The organism is Ruegeria sp. CL6, from assembly GCF_056536465.1.
Genome location: NZ_JBQFPR010000004.1, coordinates 140,265 through 152,752, shown reverse-complemented (window position 1 = coordinate 152,752; position 12,488 = coordinate 140,265). Strand labels below are relative to the sequence as shown.

Below are 12,488 nucleotides of genomic sequence, written 5' to 3'. Positions count from 1 at the left end.
CGAATATCGAAAGACTGATTCAAGAGCCGACCTTGGCCTCATTGAACGCCAAGATTGCGAAATTGACGCGACAGGGCTGGCGGCCGGTAGGAGGTCCGGTGAAATCAAAGTCGGGCTTTGTGCAGACTGTCCAACGGATATGCTGTATCTGCTGAAGTGTCTGTGCGATCCGAAGAAATCCTGTATGACAGAGGTATCAGGACCGAACCGGATCATCATGCAGCGGTGTGGGACAGAGGCTTACGTTATGGTGCCGGTGGTGGATGGAAACCCAGAACGACTAATCGAGGAGCCTATCACCGATGATATATTCCGACATGGTCAAAGACCGTTCGTGGCAATGCGCCACGGAACTGGCGTTAGCTGGTGAGCACGAGCCTGCCGGAAAGATTTTACATGCCTACGGGCTTATGAAAACCGACAGTGATGATCTGGAAACAGTATTGCGACTGATGCGCGAAGCGCGCGACGACGTGAAAGTGCAGCAGAACAGCCAGAAGCCCAAACATCTCGTATTGCATTTTGAAGCCCATTTCACCGAGTGACGCAGGGGCGGCTATGGGTATGCCAAGTTTGCATCATCAAAAAGCGCCGGGCATCCGACACTGACCCAACGTGCCGTCAATGTACCGGCGGTTCAAAGACGGGTCGCGGTCCTTCCACCATACGATTGCAAAAAATCGTGGCCGTTTCAGCCGACAGGATCAGCCTGCATAGTATGTATTGAGCCTTTGTTGCCCTTGGTTGTCCCCCAGACGACAATTTCAGCTTCGTCGCGCTTGGTAATATACATGGCAATGTCGTTGCGCTCTATTACGCGTTCAAGAACGGTCGGGTTAGATACTGCTGGTCCGCGCCGACCTCGGGCAAACTGTTTTGCAATTTCCCGGTTCAACGACCAACTAAGGCCCGCAGGCGCATTTGCCGATTGACCCCGATAGACAGTCATCGTCCGCGGCAAGCCAAGCAAACCCCTAAAGTACCGGTGCCGCGACCAGTACGGACGAAAGCGGGCCATGGCTTCAGCGTATGCCTCGTGGTCGATACGTTCAAAGTCCGACCACGCATCCGCTATGACCTCCCAGAATAACGGGCCTAGCTCGTCTTCAGGCACTTGGGCGTCAGTCGCAGCCTCAATCCAATAGAGCAAGGCGTTAGGTCGGGATGCGCTGTCATGTTTGCGATGTAGATGCTGCAGAAATAATTGCGCGGGGGACTTCATGGTTTTGTCCTCGTCAGAGCAACTAAAAGTGTACAGTATTTCCGTTTTGGAGACAATTGAGTGCTTGGACAGTTGTCAGGCTTTGACCAACTCGAAAAAATCCAAAAAATCGGGATATCACACGGAAAGTTTGCCTCAATTCTTCTTGGCCTTGGCCGGTGCCACTCGATTAAATCTGTTCTGTGCCCGCCTTAAACCCAGCGTAAACCTTGGCGGTCTACCTGTCACACGACCCGTAAGTGTAAAAGGTTCTTTACAGGGTAGGCCCACGAGATACGCTGTTGGAGGGCAACTTGTTTTTGGCTGCAATTGGCCCGGCCATGAGTTGATACGCTGCAAATAAAAACAGTATTGCGGCCACAAATTCCGCGGCTTCCTCGAAATGTGACTTGTACACCCAGACACTTGCGCCTTAACCAAGTGTCTTGCTGACGATCGCTACCCCCACGTCTATGTCGATAATCTGCGCGGCAGCTATGAGAGTTAAAGCGACCGCAATTTGCGGCATCGTGCCGTGGGTGACTATCGCCCTTACAGTGTCTGAGGTTCGGATCATGTACAGCAATAGGCTCGCGCCCAATAAAAATATGACGATCGTGATTGCCAGCCATAGCCCTCGATCACCTACAATTGCCAACGACAATTGCAACAAGTCATGCACGGCATCAATTTCCACACCGTTTATCACGAAGGGTTCCAGCCCTAGATGACGTTCGCCGAAGCTCATTTCGTCAAGAAATGCAACGAAGCACAATATGCCCACGACAACGGCAGTCAGGCCGGCGCCTCTGAGCACGGCAACTGAACACATGACGGCACCAAATAAGAAAGCGAAGGCTCCAGCCATTTCAATGGTCTTGTCTTCCTGCAAGTGACGCTCAACAAAACCGTCAACAGAAAGCGCTAGCCCACAGATCACTGCTGTGCAGCAAAGCGCAAAAACAAGCCAAAATAGATACTTCTGAAGAAACACGGACAACACAACACTAGTTACAAAACGCCGAGCCTAGTATTTTCGAGTAACTTTGCAAACTCGTGAGCCTCGGCCACGATAGGACAAGTGTGCTTTTGGCGCGCGCGGAGTTTAAGCCGTGCGACCAACCACAGGGAACAGTGCCATTGCTCATTGGCAATATGCGCCCAGACGATCGCGCATTTGGTGTTCTGGTTTTAGGTGTGTTGAATTATGGTGCTGCTGGAGAGAATTGAACTCTCGACCTCTCCCTTACCAAGGGACAGGTGGGAATAGACAGCGCCCGCCAAAACCCCAGAAATCCCTTCAATTACAGGAATATGCGGTCTATTCTGCTGACTGAGGCCGCCACAAGCCCTCAATCTGGTGCGCCATATGTGCGCCACACGCCAAACGATGATGAGACGGAAACGATGACAGACAGACAGCCCGCGCCCGTGGTGCGCCTGAAACCCAAACCCGCCGAACCGATCAAGCTCACAGCTCAGCGCATGGCCAGGCTCAAACCGCGCGCTAAGCCCTATGACGTGCGGGATGCGCAGACACCGGGCTTGATTGTGCGCGTGCAGCCTAGCGGGTCGGCGTCCTACTATGTGAAAGGGCGTGTTGGCTCTGGCCGGAGGGCTATTGCCCGCAACGTGCGGATTGGGTCGGTTGATGCGGTCACGCTGGCCAGGGCGCGCGATGAGGCGCTGCGGCTGCTGGCTGATATGCGGCAGGGCATAGATCCAACGGACAAAACCGACGCGCTCACCCTGTCTCTGCTGATTAGCGCATACGCCGAACGCTTGGCGCAACGTGGCGTCGTAAAGCGCAACGATGTGGTTTCATGCCTGCAGCGTAACCTCTGGCGATACCTGAACCGCCCAGCGCAGGACCTGACACGGGCGCAGATCGTGGGCGTGATGGATGCGATTGAGGCAGGCGGGCAGCAAAGCGACTATCTGCGCAAGTGTCTGTCCGGTCTGCTGACCTGGGGCGCAAATGCTGGGTATCTGCCCGCCAACGTGCTGGCCGGGTATCGCAGGGACAGGGAAACGCGCACCCAGAAACTCAATACGCGCCCCAAGGTGACGCTGACCACGCCAGAGGAAATCCGTGGTTTCTGGATCGTGACAGGCCAACTGACAAACCCGGTGCATCGCGATCTGCTGCGGTTCATGCTGCTGACCGGACAGAGGCGCAGCGAAACAGCCTGGATGACGCACGCGGACATATCCGGCGACGTTTGGACCATTCCGGCTGCGTTGCACAAAATGGGTGAGGCTGTGCGTGTGCCTCTGGGTACATCATCGCTGTCCCTTGCGGATGCGCAGGAGCGGCTGGCCGGAATTGACCTTGTGTTTCCCGGTCGGCATGGCAAGCGCATCAGCGGGTTTACCCAGCTGCTGAAACCTCTGCGCGTGGCGCTGGGCATACCGGGGTTTGGGTTTCATGCGCTGCGCAGAACATACCGTACCGGTTTGGAAGCGCTGGGCGTACCGGAACGTGTTTGCGAACTGATGATTGGCCACGCCCGCCCTGATTTGTTGGGGCGATATTCGGCGGCGGACCTGTGGGCGCAGCGTGTAGATGCGCAGGCGCTATGGGAAAGTCACGTTGCCGAGGTGGTCGCATGACGAACGAGCGCGACACGGGCAATCAGAGACTGTCGGAGATGCCAACCACGTATGACGGGCGGCGGGTTGGGGCGGCGTATGTGCAGATGCGGGCTGACCTGACCCACGCAATGCAGCACCAGTCTAAAGATATGAAGCGGGGCACAGCGCTGACAGCGATTATCCGGTACATGGACGCGGCACACCCGGAACTGATACAGGGCGATGAGTTGGCAGAACTGCGGCGGTTACGGGCTGAAATACTGCACGATGCAGGCACAGCAGTCACGCGTGAACGGGGCAATGGCTAGCCCCAGAAGCCAGCTGGGGAAACCCTGCTGCGTTGTGCGGCCATCGCGGCGGTGCGTTTTCTGCGCGATGGAAAAGCCCACGGGCAGGCGTTGACAGCGAAGAATGCCCGCGCTGAAGTCGCGCGGATACTGCGCAGTATGGGCCGGGCGGACGGCGTCGAACGCGTGCGGAAATGGGAAGCCGATTGGCTGCCTCGTCAGCGTATCAATTCGGGGCCCGGCGTCGACACGGATGCGGACCCGGAGCATGCGGTGGACATTTATCAGGATTTCATGACGCGGAGTTATTGCCCGCCGGAAAACCCAATCATGATAGCACGCGACACGCTGCGGAAGGTGGGGCGGGCATACGCTCCTGAAACCTGCCCCCGCCTGTAAAGCGATGAGATATCAGATGGGCAGAAAATAGTCCGTTTGGCCCAATCCAGGACCACCTTGTGGAGGGCTGGGGACGACACCCCACCAAGCTTCGGGGGAGGCGTTTGCGGCACTCTTATGCTCGCTGTACCAAGACAAAACAGGTATTCTGGCCATTTGAAAGATTCGCCCGTTATGGGGCGTCGACGAGGCACAGCAGCCGGGCTATCTCTTCGGCAACATCAGTATTTATCTTACCCGAAACCATAGATGTCCCCGGCGCGACAGCTTCCGGATCTGCGATGAATGTGGCTAAACGCTCAAGGTTCCAAGTAGCCTCGATTTGCGCTAGCGCGCCTGAATACCCTCCGTATGCCTCGAGAGAACCTGGCGAACGTCCGCAAACGCCTTGAAGGGAAGGGCCCGCGCCCTGCCAGTTTTCAGACAGGTCGTGGCACTGCAGGCAGGTGTCAAAAGTTTCCGAAACTTCCTGACGCTTTTCAGCATCATCAATCAATGCAATAGAGGCCAAGGCATTTTCGGTTGGAGTCTTTTCCTCGTCGACCGAGAAATAGACTAGCTGCCGAAAATCAGTTAAAACTGCAAAACGTCCATCGTTTAACATAACCATGTCGCGCGGGCGTATTCCGATATCAATGCGCTCTGCATAAATTGCGCGACCTTCTTCGATGTGAACTCGATACAGCGAACCGCGGAAAGCTCCGACCAGAATGTCGCCATCCCATGCATAGTTGAAGTTTTCTATAGCCATCGCCGAGCCAGGCGCGATGCTAGGCACAAAGGCTAACATCGGTTGGTCGTAACCATCGTGGTTAGCATGTCGACCATCATTGCCTGCGGGAGTTCGATTATAATGGGTGCCATAGGTTACAGCCGGATAGCCGAAATTTGCACCTTCGAACACTAGGTTGAGCTCGTCGCCGCCGCGCATACCGTGATCAGTTACCCAAATCCGCCGCTGCGCATCAATTGCCAGTCCTTGCGGATTTCTCAGGCCGCGCGCTATGTGCCGCGTTGTGCCAGTTAGAATATTGACTTCCAAAACCTTGCCGTAGTCAGAGTTGTGATCCTGACCAAGTGCTTTTGAAATATCCGAACCCTCATATTCGTCGTCGCGTTCATAAACTCCCGAAGTCCAGATCACTGTTGATTCACCATATTGGGCCATTGTGCCACCGGCTTCTAATCCACGGATCGCATAGGACTTGTCGAGCGGCGCGAGACAGGGCTCAGTTCGAGCAATGATTTCCCAATCATCTGACTCAGCCTGCCAATCTTCCGGTTGTTTTCCAACTGGAACCTCTAGGCGGGCCATAGCCGAATTAAAGCAGAACTCTTCGGGGTGCCATTCTGAGTAAGAAACAAGCAGCCAGTCCCGCCCGCCTGCGCTCAAATGCAATACATCGTTGTAGCGAAACCACTTCAGATCGACGATAGCCGGTTCGAACGCGCCGGCTTCTGACTGTTTTTCGAGGGCGGCAAAATTGTTTTCCGGCGCTATGACATTGATTTTGTTTACTGTCTCATCCTGGACATGGAACATGCTCCCTAGCCGGTCGAGAATCAGAACTGACGTTCCTTGGAAGTCACTAATACCTCCCGCATAGTAGGCGGCCTCCAAAGGCAGAAAAACCGTTTTTTGATTGAGGTTTAGACGGTTTGTTTCGATAGTTTTTTGTAACGAAGTGCCGCTCTTAACACCGCTGTTGTAAATACTTTCCAAACGAACCGCGATGCGTGATGCAAGAGAGGTTTGTCGGCTCAGTGCTTCTGCCAGAGAAAATCCTGCCCAGCCTCCTGCAAACAATAAGGCAAAAAGACACAATGCGCCCGCAAATGAAATCCACAAAATTTTTTTCAACGATCTACCCGCAAATTTTTCACCAAGAAACAATATCTATTTTTACACGGACTTCGGTGCGGCGGGCAACTTGGAAAATCTCACCACAATGTGTTTTGTCAAACAATCATAGGTCTTTGTAGGCTTAGTGGTTTTTCAAGCTTAGTGACCGGGTCTTCCGGTGCAACCTCGTCCGTATAAGGAGTCCCGTGACGAATTGTCGGGTGAGCACCCATAACACTTGGACGGATCTGCAATTCGCTGATATTTGCTGCCGTTAGGCTAACGCAGCGCAATACCCTGGAGCGAAGGACGTCAGTGCCCGCTCTGTCGCCTAACTCACGTGCATCCGATATAGGCAAACCTGCCCTCGCCTGTAAAGCGATTAGATATCAGATGGTTAGAAAATAGTCCGTTTGGCCCAATCCAAACGGACACAGGTTCCGTGGCATTTGTGCTGACAGAGATTTGTCGCCGATTACACGGGATATACACATGACGGAAATGACGCATATTAAACAGCCTGTCCTGGCCGCTGCCGGGGGGATGGTGGTACGAGACGTGCTCTATAGCACGCAGGATTTGGCGGCTATTCTGGGGGTTTCCCCACGCACGGTTGAGCGCTGGCGGAAAGATGGACGTGGACCAAAAGTGACGCGGCTGTATCAGAATGCGCCACCCAAATATCGCGGGCTGCACATTCTCGAAGCGCTGGAAGCATCGGCAGAACGGTGATGCGGGTGGGACGATGAACTCCCACCCGCCAGCCAAACTCTACGCCAGAGACGCAGATGGGGCTACGCGATGAAACGTGACATCAAGCAGTATGCCCGTGACGGAACGGACGGACAAGCCGTGCACACGGTTATCACCAGCCACAAACAGGCCCGTGCGTATGCAGAGACGTGCTTTCGGGATTTGCGGTTAGATATGTCCGCAAAGCTGTTGCTGCATCTCATGGCCTGCAAATGGCACCCGAAGTATGGATGGCAACGTGGGCAGAACTCGATTGCCCGACTGATGGCAGTATCCAATTCCACGGCTACACACGCGCTGCAACAGTTGCTGGCGCTGGGTGTCATCTACGAAGCTGAACCCGGCAAAGGTCGGCGTGCGCCGAGGTATGATTTCGGGCCAAACCGTGTGGATGTGGTGGAACCGTTACATCCGGTTGAACCGGATACAACGCAACCCGATTTGGATCCGGCTGAAGTGGATGCAACGGACGCCCCGTCAAATAGCGTGAGCCGGATGAATAACCCCCCGTTGTATCCGGCTCAGCCGGATGCCTTCGGTATACGTGTCGCGGACAGCAGCGATTTGAGCATCACCGGTGACGCAGACGAGTGGGACGGTTATGATCTCGTACCACCGGGGGAGTTCTGATGCATGTGCGTAGACTTCAACCGACTTTAGCGTCAATGGCGCGGCGCACCAACGGGCGTGAGTACATGCGGAAACGTTCGCGCAGTTGCTGGGGAAACGTCAGTGGTTGCGGATTAGGTGTCGAACTATCACCGCCCGACGCACCAGTGGAAATGTCAGAACAGCGGTCGCGGCCATCGCGGCGCTTTCACTGCACTGTCTCGCCAACGGCCACGGGCGCAACATCGCCGTGGATGGGCAGAGGCGAAAAAGCACACGCAACATCAATCACAGTCAATTCAATGGGGGATGAACCATGATGATACTCACAATAGCGGGACGCGTCAGTAAAGGCGCACAAATGACCAAAGCCGGACAGATGGATGTTGCTAACTTCCGCATTACGTCGGGCCGAGGTGACGATGCAATGATTGTAGGGGCGAGCCTGTGGGGCAAACGGGCGTTGGCCCTGGCGGAACATATTGTACAGGGCGTTCCGGTCACGGTATCGGGGGCGCTGTCTCTGGAAACCCATGACGGCAATTCATACCTGAGCGTGCGCAGCGTGCAGGACATCGCAATTCTGGATACTGCCGAAAATGTGCGGGCCAATCGGGAACGCTATCGTGCCAAACGCAAATCGCAGCAACAGCAACAAATCACGCAACGTGCGATTGGCAGTGGCAGCGGCGTTGTGGATGGGAGGCCGTGGGGTTTGGGGAGCTCAGGCCGACAGGAGTAGAACGTTGCCGCTGCAGTTTATCTCATCCCCGCAACTGCTGATCAGGTGCCGCTGTTGCAACACTGTAGTTTTGGCGCTGCGGCCATCGCGCCGGTATTGTGCTGACGCCTGCCGCAATGCCGTATATCGTTGGCGCAAAACGCAGGCGAAACACGATGCGGCATTTGAGGAACACTGTCGTTTGTTACGTGCCCAACGTGAAGGACAACCACTGCCCACCGGTACGCGAATTTGCGCGGAATGTGGGGAGGCGTTGTTTCCGTTGGCCCAACGCACTGCGCGCTATTGCAGCGGGAGTTGCAGAAGCAGAGCATGGCGACATCGGTAAACGTGCAAGTCAGTGGTGGTGCTAACAAGGATGTAATCTGGATGCATGTTTAGTGATTGAGTTCGTATAGCGTCGAATTTCGTAGTGAGCTCAAGTAGTTTCCGTCTGAGTGGAGGAAACCCGGTGTATTTACCGCTTGGGCTATCCTACAACCCCACGCCAATCTCATCCCCGATATTGGCGTGGGGTAAATTGCGCACCAAAATGCCGCCTAAACCTATGTAAGCGTTTGGAAATAGCATGACCACAACGCCAAAACCGTGACGGTATCGGGGCAAAATTACAGTTATGCCAAAGAAAGCCGAAACTGGCATTAAATCGCAAAACGCTGTCCCGTTTACGCATGATTGACTGCGCTTTAGCGTCTAGTTCAAGCTGAACAAGTTTTTGGACAGTTTCGAGGTTTATCAATGATTAGAGGGATTTTAACCGCTGCCGCTGTTTTGTTCACAACGACTATCGCTTGTGCTGAAGAAACCGGCTACTTGCTCTGCGAATACGAGTCCACAGACGGCAGCGGGCGTTGGAAAATTCAGAATGTTCCGTTGTTTTACGATAATGACGAACTGGTTGCACTTGGCAAGCCGAGCCACTGTTTAGACGAGCCGCAATTCTACATTACCGAAACTCACGCTACTTGGCGCTGCGTAACTGCAATGGATGGCAACAACAAACCGGCTAGGTCGATTTACGTAGAAATTCATCGTTATACCGGTCGGTACCATCGAAATGACTTTGAGGGCGATTACGAAGTCTCTAGCATCAGTGATGTTTGGCACGGTGTCTGTTCACCCTATCGGAATGCGCAGTTCTGAGAAAACTAGCCTGTGGCAAGCGTTTGGCGGGGCCGCGGTCTTCGTCGTTTTGGTTACATTTGTGTGCGAATGAACAAAATGAGAGTAATAAAATTGAAATTCACAGCAATATTTTCGTTCGCTGTCCTTATCTTGACGGCCACCACAGCAAATGCGTTTGGGAATTGGAAGCCCTGCGAAACCACGCAGACAACCATCTACGACAGCACGGGCGGCGCTGAGGCCCCGGTGGAGGGGTTTACGATGTTGGCTCAGGGACCGAAGGGTTCATGGTCGGTATTTGGGGTTGCGGTTGAGGTGATCCACCTGCACGGGGCCCAGCAGGAGGCCAACGTGTCGTTGGAGTTTCCGGACGGACCGGGATTGGGGGTAAAATACAGAGCGAAGCTGGATGGCCACATGCTCCGGGTAGAGACAATCCTGCTTGATTACGGTGAGGTTACATCAACCACAGTTCACGACTACGAGTTGCACTGTCTGTCGCGCTGAATAGTAAATGAGTAGAGTTTCAGCTGTGCTCCAAACGGTACTGATGGGGTTTTGCAACCACGCAAAATAACTTCAATGTGCGCCACATGTGCGCCACGGGTGGGCATCTCACTTGGATTGCAGAACGGTAAATCATTGAAAAGATGGTGCTGCTGGAGAGAATTGAACTCTCGACCTCTCCCTTACCAAGGGAGTGCTCTACCTCTGAGCTACAGCAGCGCTGTGGGCGGGTGATTAGACTCAAACGAAACGGTGCGCAAGGGTGTCTGGACGGTTTTTTTCGCCTCCTGTAGAGAAAGACAATGGCAGACAGAAATACACCTAAAAAACACGGCAAATCCGGTGATGCACGCGAAGAGCGGCTCAAGGCAGCGCTCAAGGCGAATATGGCGCGGCGCAAGGCGCAGGCCAAGGCGCGCGCGGCATCCGAGGACAAGACCGGCAAGGACGAGGGATAAGAGCAAATGGATTCGATTCTGGTGACAGGCAACGGGCCGCTGAATGGTCAGATACCGATTGCGGGGGCCAAGAATGCGTGCCTGACCTTGATGCCGGCCACGCTGTTAAGCGATGAACCGCTGACGCTGACCAATGCGCCACGGCTGAGCGACATCAAGACCATGTCCGCCCTGCTGCAATCGCTGGGGGCCGAGGTGTCGTCGCTGCAGGACGGGCAGGTGTTGGCGATGTCCAGCCATGACCTGACCAGCCACACGGCGGACTATGAGATCGTGCGCAAGATGCGGGCCTCGAATCTGGTGCTGGGTCCTCTGCTGGCGCGGTTTGGCGAGGCTGTGGTCTCGCTTCCCGGCGGCTGCGCGATCGGTGCGCGGCCCATGGACCTGCATGTCGAAGGGCTTGAGGCGCTGGGCGCAGAGATTGAACTGAAAGACGGGTATCTGCATGCCAAGGCACCCGGCGGGCTGAAAGGCGCGGTGCATGAGATGCGTTTTGCATCCGTCGGTGCGACCGAAAATATCGTCATGGCTGCGACACTGGCCAAGGGCACCACGGTTCTGAAAAACGCCGCGCGCGAGCCAGAGATCGTCGATCTGGTGGAATGCCTGCGCAAGATGGGCGCGCAGATTGCCGGTGAGGGCACCTCGACCATCGAGATTCAGGGCGTTGATCGTCTGCATGGCGCGACTCATCAGGTTGTGACAGACCGGATTGAACTGGGCACCTACATGTTGGCCCCGGCCATTTGCGGGGGTGAGGTCGAACTGCTGGGCGGTCGTATGTCTCTGGTCGAAAGCTTCGCGGCGAAACTGGATGCGGCAGGTGTGAATGTCACTGAAACCGACAAGGGCTTGAAAGTCGCGCGTAAGAATGGACGGGTCAGCGCCGTGGATGTGGTCACGGAACCCTTCCCCGGATTCCCGACAGACCTGCAGGCGCAGATGATGGCACTGATGTGCACTGCGGACGGAGTCTCGGTTCTAGAGGAGCGTATCTTCGAGAATCGCTTTATGCATGCCCCGGAATTGGTGCGCATGGGGGCGAATATCGAAGTGCACGGCGGCACGGCGACCGTAACAGGCGTCGAGCGTCTGAAGGGAGCGCCGGTCATGGCGACCGATCTGCGCGCGTCGGTTTCGCTGATTCTGGCTGGGTTGGCTGCAGAAGGTGAAACGACCGTAAGTCGGGTCTATCATCTGGATCGCGGTTATGAGCATGTGGTGCGCAAGCTGGAAGGCGTGGGTGCCAAAATTGAACGGATCAAGGGCCAATGACAGACGCAAGTTTTCACGATGGACGCGAAGCCCCGCTGAATCTGGGGGCTGAAGACACAGATGATCTTCAGGTGATTTCGACGCTTACGCAGGACGCAGTATTTCCGATCACGGAAATGACCTGGCGCCCCTCCGAGCGTCGTTTCGGCCTGCTGCTCAACCGTTTTCGGTGGGAGGACAAGGACGCTGCGGCCATGCGGGATCGCCCATTCGAGCGGGTGCAGTCAGTACTGGTTTTCGACTCGGTTCTTTCGGTTGCCAGCCAGGGCATAGACCGAAGCGACAAGGACATGGTCATGTCTCTGCTGTCGGTCGATTTCGAGCCAGCCGATGACGGGGCGGGGCAGGTCATGCTGACTTTGGCCGGCGATGGTGCAATTCGCCTGACGGTCGAAGCGCTGGACGCCACCCTGAAAGATGTCACCCGTCCGTATCAGGCTCCGTCCGGTCAGGCACCGCATCATCCGGAATAAACGCGGCGTAGCTCAGGCTTTCATAAGCCTGCCTTCGGGTTGGGATTTGCGGCTTGCGACCGTGTTTGACGTGTTTCAGATCAACGGTTTTCTGTCTCGTTCCGGCAATTTGATCGGAATGTCTCATTTCCCCATGCGCAAATCGCTGCACCCTGCCGCGGAAGGGTTGAGGCCGGACCATCCGGGCGATATGTCCCGATGAAACGCCCCGGAGTGCACAA

15 protein-coding genes and 1 tRNA gene are annotated in these 12,488 nt (G+C 55.3%); 12 read left to right on the top strand and 4 right to left on the bottom strand.

All coding sequences use genetic code 11. The annotated features are described in order from the left end of the window. Positions 1-302 precede the first annotated feature (302 nt). On the top strand, positions 303-545 hold the full coding sequence (locus tag ACR0LH_RS13105) for a hypothetical protein (RefSeq protein ID WP_170567904.1): 243 nt from the start codon (positions 303-305) through the stop codon (positions 543-545). A gap of 146 nt (positions 546-691) precedes the next feature. Here ACR0LH_RS13105 and ACR0LH_RS13100 read toward each other — a convergent pair whose 3' ends face one another. Further along, on the bottom strand, positions 692-1,222 hold the full coding sequence (locus ACR0LH_RS13100) for a hypothetical protein (RefSeq protein WP_480721303.1): 531 nt from the start codon (positions 1,220-1,222) through the stop codon (positions 692-694). A gap of 412 nt (positions 1,223-1,634) precedes the next feature. After that, positions 1,635-2,195: a hypothetical protein gene (locus ACR0LH_RS13095; protein ID WP_480721302.1), complete on the bottom strand. Its 561-nt coding sequence runs from the start codon at positions 2,193-2,195 to the stop codon at positions 1,635-1,637. A 320-nt stretch (positions 2,196-2,515) separates the two neighbouring features. Between ACR0LH_RS13095 and ACR0LH_RS13090 the strand changes: the two genes are divergently transcribed. From ACR0LH_RS13090 to ACR0LH_RS13080, 3 genes are all read left to right on the top strand, one after another. Beyond that, positions 2,516-3,814 (top strand): tyrosine-type recombinase/integrase, encoded by a 1,299-nt coding sequence (locus ACR0LH_RS13090; RefSeq protein WP_480721301.1) that lies wholly within the window; start codon positions 2,516-2,518, stop codon positions 3,812-3,814. Further along, positions 3,811-4,104: a hypothetical protein gene (locus tag ACR0LH_RS13085; RefSeq protein ID WP_480721299.1), complete on the top strand. Its 294-nt coding sequence runs from the start codon at positions 3,811-3,813 to the stop codon at positions 4,102-4,104. Before ACR0LH_RS13090 ends, ACR0LH_RS13085 begins: the two co-directional genes overlap by 4 nt. Before the next feature lie 90 nt (positions 4,105-4,194). After that, on the top strand, positions 4,195-4,482 hold the full coding sequence (locus ACR0LH_RS13080) for a hypothetical protein (RefSeq protein ID WP_480721298.1): 288 nt from the start codon (positions 4,195-4,197) through the stop codon (positions 4,480-4,482). A 172-nt stretch (positions 4,483-4,654) separates the two neighbouring features. Here the strand turns inward: ACR0LH_RS13080 and ACR0LH_RS13075 are convergent, their stop codons facing one another. Beyond that, positions 4,655-6,343, bottom strand: coding sequence for a PQQ-dependent sugar dehydrogenase (locus tag ACR0LH_RS13075; RefSeq protein WP_480721297.1), 1,689 nt, complete (start codon positions 6,341-6,343; stop codon positions 4,655-4,657). 474 nt (positions 6,344-6,817) lie between these two features. Between ACR0LH_RS13075 and ACR0LH_RS13070 the strand changes: the two genes are divergently transcribed. From ACR0LH_RS13070 to ACR0LH_RS13050, 5 genes are all read left to right on the top strand, one after another. After that, positions 6,818-7,057, top strand: a complete 240-nt coding sequence (locus tag ACR0LH_RS13070) for a helix-turn-helix transcriptional regulator (protein WP_480721296.1) — start codon at positions 6,818-6,820, stop codon at positions 7,055-7,057. Between the two features lie 69 nt (positions 7,058-7,126). Then, positions 7,127-7,708 carry a hypothetical protein gene (locus tag ACR0LH_RS13065; RefSeq protein ID WP_480721294.1) on the top strand — a complete coding sequence of 194 codons (582 nt, stop codon included), beginning with the start codon at positions 7,127-7,129 and terminating at the stop codon, positions 7,706-7,708. Between the two features lie 340 nt (positions 7,709-8,048). Further along, a complete protein-coding gene (locus ACR0LH_RS13060; protein WP_480721293.1) occupies positions 8,049-8,429 on the top strand; it encodes a hypothetical protein in 381 nt (126 codons plus the stop codon). 738 nt (positions 8,430-9,167) lie between these two features. Further along, positions 9,168-9,572 (top strand): hypothetical protein, encoded by a 405-nt coding sequence (locus ACR0LH_RS13055; protein WP_480721292.1) that lies wholly within the window; start codon positions 9,168-9,170, stop codon positions 9,570-9,572. A 93-nt stretch (positions 9,573-9,665) separates the two neighbouring features. After that, positions 9,666-10,061, top strand: coding sequence for a hypothetical protein (locus ACR0LH_RS13050; protein ID WP_480721291.1), 396 nt, complete (start codon positions 9,666-9,668; stop codon positions 10,059-10,061). Positions 10,062-10,205: 144 nt separating this feature from the next. On the opposite strand, the gene ACR0LH_RS13045 is transcribed toward ACR0LH_RS13050, so the two are convergent. Continuing rightward, positions 10,206-10,280: transfer RNA gene (locus tag ACR0LH_RS13045), tRNA-Thr, on the bottom strand. A gap of 83 nt (positions 10,281-10,363) precedes the next feature. Between ACR0LH_RS13045 and ACR0LH_RS13040 the strand changes: the two genes are divergently transcribed. The 3 genes from ACR0LH_RS13040 to ACR0LH_RS13030 are packed head-to-tail and all read left to right on the top strand — an operon-like array spanning position 10,364 to position 12,267. Next, complete coding sequence (locus ACR0LH_RS13040; protein ID WP_170411807.1) at positions 10,364-10,519, top strand: hypothetical protein; 156 nt, start codon at positions 10,364-10,366, stop codon at positions 10,517-10,519. Between the two features lie 6 nt (positions 10,520-10,525). Then, positions 10,526-11,794, top strand: coding sequence for a UDP-N-acetylglucosamine 1-carboxyvinyltransferase (murA, locus tag ACR0LH_RS13035; RefSeq protein ID WP_170486328.1), 1,269 nt, complete (start codon positions 10,526-10,528; stop codon positions 11,792-11,794). Then, complete coding sequence (locus tag ACR0LH_RS13030) at positions 11,791-12,267, top strand: DUF2948 family protein (protein WP_170411804.1); 477 nt, start codon at positions 11,791-11,793, stop codon at positions 12,265-12,267. Before murA ends, ACR0LH_RS13030 begins: the two co-directional genes overlap by 4 nt. The last annotated feature ends 221 nt before the right edge of the window (positions 12,268-12,488 follow it).

Bases quoted from the DNA above. Each gene is read 5' to 3' on its own strand.
- ACR0LH_RS13060 (WP_480721293.1), top strand. From the start codon at position 8,049: ATGACCAAAGCCGGACAGATGGATGTTGCTAACTTCCGCATTACGTCG.
- ACR0LH_RS13100 (WP_480721303.1), bottom strand. From the start codon at position 1,222: ATGAAGTCCCCCGCGCAATTATTTCTGCAGCATCTACATCGCAAACAT.
- ACR0LH_RS13030 (WP_170411804.1), top strand. From the start codon at position 11,791: ATGACAGACGCAAGTTTTCACGATGGACGCGAAGCCCCGCTGAATCTG.
- ACR0LH_RS13055 (WP_480721292.1), top strand. From the start codon at position 9,168: ATGATTAGAGGGATTTTAACCGCTGCCGCTGTTTTGTTCACAACGACT.
- ACR0LH_RS13090 (WP_480721301.1), top strand. From the start codon at position 2,516: ATGCGGTCTATTCTGCTGACTGAGGCCGCCACAAGCCCTCAATCTGGT.
- ACR0LH_RS13070 (WP_480721296.1), top strand. From the start codon at position 6,818: ATGACGGAAATGACGCATATTAAACAGCCTGTCCTGGCCGCTGCCGGG.
- ACR0LH_RS13065 (WP_480721294.1), top strand. From the start codon at position 7,127: ATGAAACGTGACATCAAGCAGTATGCCCGTGACGGAACGGACGGACAA.
- ACR0LH_RS13085 (WP_480721299.1), top strand. From the start codon at position 3,811: ATGACGAACGAGCGCGACACGGGCAATCAGAGACTGTCGGAGATGCCA.
- ACR0LH_RS13105 (WP_170567904.1), top strand. From the start codon at position 303: ATGATATATTCCGACATGGTCAAAGACCGTTCGTGGCAATGCGCCACG.
- ACR0LH_RS13040 (WP_170411807.1), top strand. From the start codon at position 10,364: ATGGCAGACAGAAATACACCTAAAAAACACGGCAAATCCGGTGATGCA.
- murA (WP_170486328.1), top strand. From the start codon at position 10,526: ATGGATTCGATTCTGGTGACAGGCAACGGGCCGCTGAATGGTCAGATA.